Source organism: Sphingorhabdus sp. (assembly GCF_044239005.1).
Taxonomy (GTDB): domain Bacteria; phylum Pseudomonadota; class Alphaproteobacteria; order Sphingomonadales; family Sphingomonadaceae; genus Sphingorhabdus_B.
In genome coordinates this window covers 24,839-31,144 of the sequence record NZ_JBIICH010000011.1, presented here as the reverse complement: position 1 = coordinate 31,144, position 6,306 = coordinate 24,839, and the positions used below count along the sequence as shown (strand labels likewise).

At 59.0% G+C, this 6,306-nt stretch carries 6 protein-coding genes; all 6 read right to left on the bottom strand.

Going from position 1 to position 6,306, the window contains the following annotated elements:
* Positions 1-100: 100 nt before the first annotated feature.
* The 6 genes from ACILQA_RS01800 to argH are packed head-to-tail and all read right to left on the bottom strand — an operon-like array spanning position 101 to position 6,290.
* Positions 101-1,708 carry an amidase gene (locus ACILQA_RS01800; RefSeq protein WP_395628143.1) on the bottom strand — a complete coding sequence of 536 codons (1,608 nt, stop codon included), beginning with the start codon at positions 1,706-1,708 and terminating at the stop codon, positions 101-103.
* Positions 1,705-2,514 carry a pyrroline-5-carboxylate reductase gene (proC, locus tag ACILQA_RS01795; RefSeq protein ID WP_395628142.1) on the bottom strand — a complete coding sequence of 270 codons (810 nt, stop codon included), beginning with the start codon at positions 2,512-2,514 and terminating at the stop codon, positions 1,705-1,707. Before proC ends, ACILQA_RS01800 begins: the two co-directional genes overlap by 4 nt.
* 38 nt (positions 2,515-2,552) lie before the next feature.
* On the bottom strand, positions 2,553-3,332 hold the full coding sequence (locus ACILQA_RS01790; RefSeq protein ID WP_395628141.1) for an NAD(P)-dependent oxidoreductase: 780 nt from the start codon (positions 3,330-3,332) through the stop codon (positions 2,553-2,555).
* A gap of 10 nt (positions 3,333-3,342) precedes the next feature.
* A complete protein-coding gene (gene lysA / locus ACILQA_RS01785; RefSeq protein WP_395628140.1) occupies positions 3,343-4,605 on the bottom strand; it encodes a diaminopimelate decarboxylase in 1,263 nt (420 codons plus the stop codon).
* 12 nt (positions 4,606-4,617) lie between these two features.
* Positions 4,618-4,923, bottom strand: a complete 306-nt coding sequence (locus ACILQA_RS01780; RefSeq protein WP_395628139.1) for a hypothetical protein — start codon at positions 4,921-4,923, stop codon at positions 4,618-4,620.
* Complete coding sequence (argH, locus tag ACILQA_RS01775; RefSeq protein ID WP_395628138.1) at positions 4,920-6,290, bottom strand: argininosuccinate lyase; 1,371 nt, start codon at positions 6,288-6,290, stop codon at positions 4,920-4,922. The genes ACILQA_RS01780 and argH overlap by 4 nt, the downstream gene beginning before the upstream one ends.
* Positions 6,291-6,306 lie beyond the last annotated feature (16 nt).

The window sequence follows — 6,306 nt, the reverse complement described above, 5'->3', positions numbered from 1 at the left end:
CGCCATGGCCAAATTTGCCCATCATCTTGTTCACAAGGGCAGGGTCAAATTCAGCGCCTTTCGGCACGATGCTGCCCAAGTCGGGTTTGCCGAACGCCATTTACTTACTTTCTAAAGTTGGCCGCAATTGCGGCGTCACACGTGCTTTTGAAAGCTGCTCATAGGCATATCCCGCCTTTAATACAGCATGGTCATGCCATTTTGGCCCGATGAAGCTTAACCCAACGGGCAGGCCAGCCGACAAGCCCATGGGCACTGTCAAATGCGGAAAGCCGGCAACGGCCGGCAATTGGCTTGCGCTTGGTCCCGAAAAAGCATCGCCTTTGCCAAGTGTGGAAAGCCACGCCGGACCATTGGTCTGGGCGACGATGACATCAACCTTGTCATGGACAAAAAACTGATTGAGCGCGCCAGAGGCAAGACCGCGCGACGTTGCCAGTGCTTGCACATAAGCGGGATCGTCTAGCCCGGCTTCTTTGTCGGCGGCCTCAAATATGTCCTGTCCAAAATGCTGCAATTCCGTGTCGGCATTCGCCTTGTTGAACGCAATGACATCGGCCAGCGTTTTATGCGGGATGAGGCCTTCGGGCAGGGCTTGCAAATAGGTCGCGAGGTTCGCCTTCAATTCTGCCAGCAGAACTTTGAATTCGCCTTGTCCGATTTTCTGACGGTCAATTTTGCTGCCATCCAGCATGACGATTTCGGCGCCGCCAGCCTTCAATGTGGCAAGTGCCGCATCGAACAATGCGGCGTCAACGTTGGGCGCGCGCAGAACGCCAATGCGCATGCCTTTTAACCCATCGACAGAAAGGTCCTTGCTGTAATCGCCGCGCCATGTGTCGGCATCGGCGGTCGCGGCGTCCTGTGGATCGGAACCTGCCATTGCCGTGAGCATGATGGCGGCATCACGGACCGAACGCGTCATGGGGCCTGCGGTGTCCTGACTGTGGCTGATGGGCACGATATAGCGGCGCGAGACAAGACCGACGGTGGGCTTGAACCCGACCACGCCGTTGACGCCAGCGGGGCAGGTGATCGACCCATCGGTTTCGGTGCCAATGCTGCCTGCCGCAAGGCCCGCAGCCATTGCAGAACCACTGCCGCTGGACGAGCCGCAGCTGTTGCGGTCAAGCGCGTGCGGATTTTTGGTGAGGCCGCCCACAGCGCTCCATCCGCTGGTGGAGTTATCAGACCGGATATTGGCCCATTCGCTCAAATTGGTTTTTCCAAGAATGACCGCGCCCGCCGCGCGCAGCCGCGCGATCAACGGTGCATCGCGATTGGTGATATTACCGGCCAAGGCCAATGATCCTACCGTCGTCGCGATGGGTCCGGCCACTTCGACATTGTCCTTCACCAACACCGGAATGCCATGCATTGGCCCGCGATATGTGCCCGCGCGTAGTTCCGCATCCATGGCGCGGGCCTGTTCAATCGCATCGGGGAAGGTGGCGATGACCGCATTGAGCATGGGGCCGCTGTCATCCACCGCTGCAATCCGCGCCAGATAGGCCGCCGTAATCGCTTCGCTGTTCAGCGCGCCATTATCAATGCCGTCGGCCAATTGCGACAGGTCCAAACTCTCGATGGGGCCAGCCTTGGCAAGATTGGCGGTGGCCACTTCGGTCGATGGCGGCGTTGCGACCATTGCGGACGCTGACGACGCAAAAGTGACGCAGCTTAAGATGAGTGCAATTTTAAACTTCACGTCGCATCGCCCTTTGCAAGTTCAGCGCCCCGGTCACGTGCGGCGCGCAATGTATCGGTCATCAATATGTTCAACGCTGCATCCGAATCCAGCACCGCGAGCCCTGCGGCTGTGGTGCCGCCCGGACTGGTCACGCGCCGCGCCAGATCAGCGGGCGTTTCCGATGCGGTCGCGGCCAAGATCGCTGCGCCCTCGGTCATTGCCAGCGCCAGTTGTGCGGCAACATCGCGCGGCAATCCGGCGGCTTCACCGCCTTGGGTCAGTGCATCAATGAAACGATAGACGAACGCTGGCCCGGACCCCGCAAGCGCCGTGACGGCGTCCATATGCGCTTCGTCGTCGATCCAGATGACCGCACCCAGCGGAGACAGTAAGGATGCCATCTCTGCCCGTTGCTGCGCATCGTCATGCGGCGCAAAAACACCCAGCGGGGACTTGCCAATCGCGGCGGCCAAATTGGGCATCAGCCGTATGACGCGCGCATCGGGAAAATACGCAGAAAGCGTATCGGTCGTGGTTCCGGCAAGTATGGATATCAACGTTGCCCCGGGGGCGAGTATGCGCGCTATTTCGGGCGCCAGCTCAGCCAAAAGCTGCGGCTTTATACCCAATATGACGACATCAAAGCCCGTGTCCATTGCGGCTGAAGACCGATGGACATGGACGCCCTCTGGGAGGTTTTCGGCAACCGGATCAATGATGTGGAACGCGGCGGGGGCGATATCGGCAGCAAGCCAACCGCGCAGCATGGCGCCCCCCATATTACCACAGCCGTAAAAGCAAATTTTAGATGGGAAAGCGGACACAATGAAGACCTTGCGACTATTTACGCTGTCGTCATGCCCTATCCTTGCGCCAACGGCAACCGCAGGAACAAGGACAAGCCCTCAGGCGGTACCACTGGTGGTGCACTTGCGTGCCGAACGGCATCTGCACGTGCACGGTTGAGGATGGCCGCTGGCACGCCGGGATCATGAAACACATTGTCCGCTTCGCCAAGGAGCCGCGCGGTGAGCAATGTGAGGTCATCGGGATCGGCGGAGAGCAATGCAATTTCGATCAACCGGTCGCCCTTGGGATTTTCTGCCTGCATGATCCAATTGTCGACCGTCGCGTCGTCATGCGTGCCGAACGGGTCAAGCATGCCACCGGCGGCGAAACCCTGATCCAATGCACGTCGGCGCTCCGCCCCTTCGGACCAACGCGCGCGGATTTTGCTGCGGGCGCGGGAAATAGCTTCGGCCAGCGGACCCAATGTTTCAGGCAGCAGTGTTTCGATACGCTGGCGAATGGCCTTGGCCATGCCCGCCGATGCGCCGCCGGTGCCGACTGCAATCAACACAGGGGTCCGGTCGACAATCGCGGGTGTCGTAAAATCACAAATTTCGGGGCGGTCGACGACGTTGACCAGCAAGCCACGGGCTTTCAATTCGTCAGCAGCAACGCGGGCGTCTTCTTCTTCGGCGATTGCGACGAAGGCAATCCGTGCCATGCGATCGGCGGCATCAACGCAAATGCCGCCCGCGCGTTCAATAAGCCGCCGTTTCGCATCCGCCATTTCGCCTTCACCGACCAAAATGACATTTCGGCCCTTCAGATTTACGAAAATGGGGAGCTGATCCAAATCTCTATCCTTATTTCAGCCAGTCGGGCACATGCTCGGCAGCGAGAATGGTCTCGGGCGAAATACGTTCCGCAACCACCGCAAATTTATCGCCGTCGACGAGCACTTCGGGAACGAGGCCGCGGCTGTTATAGGTGCTCGCCATCGTCGCGCCATACGCGCCCGCGGTGCGGAATATCGCGAGGTCATTGGCCTCAACAACATCGATTTCGCGGCCCATGGCAAAGGTATCGCCGGTTTCGCAGACGGGGCCCACAATGTTGGCGGTCATTTTGCGGCCATTTGGTTCGACCGCGTCAAAATCATGCCACGCGTCGTATAGCGCGGGCCGCGCCAAGTCATTCATTGCGGCATCGACAATGGCAAAGGGTGCATTGCCCGATCCGGGCTTCACGCGAATTACGCGCGTCAGCAGGACGCCCGCGTTTCCGGCGATGACACGGCCGGGTTCGAACATCAAACGCACGCCCCAGTCCTTGGTCACCCTCGCAACCATCGCGCCATATTCGGCAGGTTCAGGCGGATTGTCACCGTCGCGATAGCGCACGCCAAGGCCGCCGCCCAAGTCAACATGGGTGATTTTGTGGCCTTGATCGCGCAGCTCCTGTATCAGGACGCCGACTTTTGTGAACGCTGTCTCCAACGGCTCGAGGCTGGTCAACTGGCTGCCGATATGCACCGCAACGCCGCGCATATTCAGTCCAGGCAACGCATTTAAGCGGCCATAAATTTCCGTCGCGCGGTGAATGCCCACGCCAAATTTATTGTCGGCTTTCCCCGTTGAAATCTTGCCATGTGTTCCGGCGTCGACATCTGGGTTGATGCGCAGCACGGCGTTCGCTTGATAGTTCAATGCGTTCGCAAGCGTCGCAAGCTCGCGGCCTTCTTCTTCGGACTCGATATTGAATTGCCCGATACCTGCCTTCAATGCGCGGACGATTTCTTCGGCCGTCTTGCCAACGCCCGAAAACACAATGTCTTCTGGCGCCATGCCTGCAGCAAGTGCGCGGTCCATTTCGCCGCCCGACACAACATCCGCGCCATAGCCCTGACGCGCGAGCACCTTGAGCACGGCCAAATTCGGGTTGGATTTCACGGCAAAGGCCAAATGCGGGTTATCAAGGGCCGACAAGCCAGCGCGGAACACTTGCGCGTGCCGCTCCAGCGTTGCGCGCGAGTAGATATAGACAGGTGTGCCAACCGCCGCCGCAATATCGGGCAGCGCGACATCTTCGGCGTGCAACACGCCATTTTTAACGTCAAAATAGTTCATAGGATGGGATACTTATTTGGAAGGCGTTTTTTCGGACGGATCGGTCTTTTCGGGGTCAAACGGTTTGGGTTCTTGCCCTGGCGGAATGTCGAACGGATCATCTTCGCGCCGGTCGGACCGTTTCAGCAGCTCGTCGGTGCGCCCTGGCCGTGCCTGAACCGATGGAGTCGTGAGAAGCTTTGCCGTTTGGTCCGTGGTCTGGCCATAAGCTTGCGGCGGCATGCTGTTGCCCGTGCGGGGTTCCAGATCGCCGACTTTGCCGCAGCCTGCAACGCACATGGCGACGCCAATGATGAAGGTGGTGCGCGCCGGTTTCATGCCTCAAGTTCCTTTTTGGCAGTGCTGATGGCTTCTTTTACGCGCATAGGTGCCGTGCCGCCAGCACTCGTCCGGCTGTTTACCGATCCCTCAATCGACAGATCGGGCAGATTGCAGCCAGCTAGCGCAGGATTGATGGCAGAAAGATCGTCCACGGTGATTTCGGACAGGCTTATGCCGCGCGCTTCGCAGGATTTAACGACGCTGCCGGTAACATGATGCGCCTCGCGGAAGGGCATGCCAAATTCGCGCACCAGCCAGTCGGCCAGATCGGTAGCGGTGGAAAACCCGCTGGCGGCAACATCGCGCATGCGCGGCGTATTAAATGTCACATTGGCAACCATGCCCGTCATCGCGGCGATGGACAAAGCCAGCAGGTCATATGCCTCAAACACCGGAGGTTTATCGTCCTGCATGTCCTTGGAATATGCAAGCGGCAGACCCTTCATGGTGATCATCAGGCTGTTCATGCAGCCAATGATCCGTCCTGCATGTCCGCGCACCAGTTCAGCCGCGTCGGGATTGCGCTTTTGCGGCATGATGGAACTGCCCGTCGACCATGCGTCGGGCAGGCTGATGAAACCATAAGGCTGCGACGCCCATATGATCATTTCTTCGGCCAACCGCGACAGATGAAGCGCCGTTTGTGCGGCGGCCGTAAGGAACTCAAGCGCGAAGTCGCGGTCGGAAACCGAGTCCAGACTGTTCGCCATGGGGCCGTCAAAGCCAAGCGCCAATGCCGTTGCGGCGCGGTCGATTGGAAAGGATGTTCCTGCAAGTGCAGCCGCGCCCAAGGGGGATTGGTTCAACCGGCTGCGGCAATCGGCAAAGCGGCTGCGGTCGCGCTTTGTCATTTCATAATAAGCCATCAGATGATGGCCAAGCGTAACAGGCTGGGCGACTTGCAAATGCGTGAAACCGGGCATGATGCTGTCGGCATGTTCTTCGGCACGTGTCACCAGCGCCGACTGGAATGCGCGCAGGCCCGCATCGATTTCATCGGTCGCATTGCGCACCCAAAGGCGGAAGTCGGTGGCGACTTGGTCATTGCGCGACCGCGCGGTGTGCAAGCGTGCTGCTGGCTCACCCACCAATGCCCGTAACCGCGTTTCGGTGACCATATGAATGTCTTCAAGCGTGAGGTCTTCGGGCACACCATTGGCTTCATATTCGGCGTAAATGCTATCGAGCCCGCTTTGGATCGCGGCATTGTCTGATGCCGTTATAATCCCGTTTGCGGCTAGCATATCGGCATGCGCTTTGCTGCCGGCTATGTCTTCCTGCCAAAGACGCTTGTCGAATGGGATGGAGGCATTTATCTCGCGCATGATAACGCCAGGGCCTTCGCCAAACCGGCCGCCCCACATGCTATTGGAATCAGAG

Bases quoted from the DNA above. Each gene is read 5' to 3' on its own strand.
- ACILQA_RS01780 (WP_395628139.1), bottom strand. From the start codon at position 4,923: ATGAAACCGGCGCGCACCACCTTCATCATTGGCGTCGCCATGTGCGTT.
- argH (WP_395628138.1), bottom strand. From the start codon at position 6,290: ATGTGGGGCGGCCGGTTTGGCGAAGGCCCTGGCGTTATCATGCGCGAG.
- lysA (WP_395628140.1), bottom strand. From the start codon at position 4,605: ATGAACTATTTTGACGTTAAAAATGGCGTGTTGCACGCCGAAGATGTC.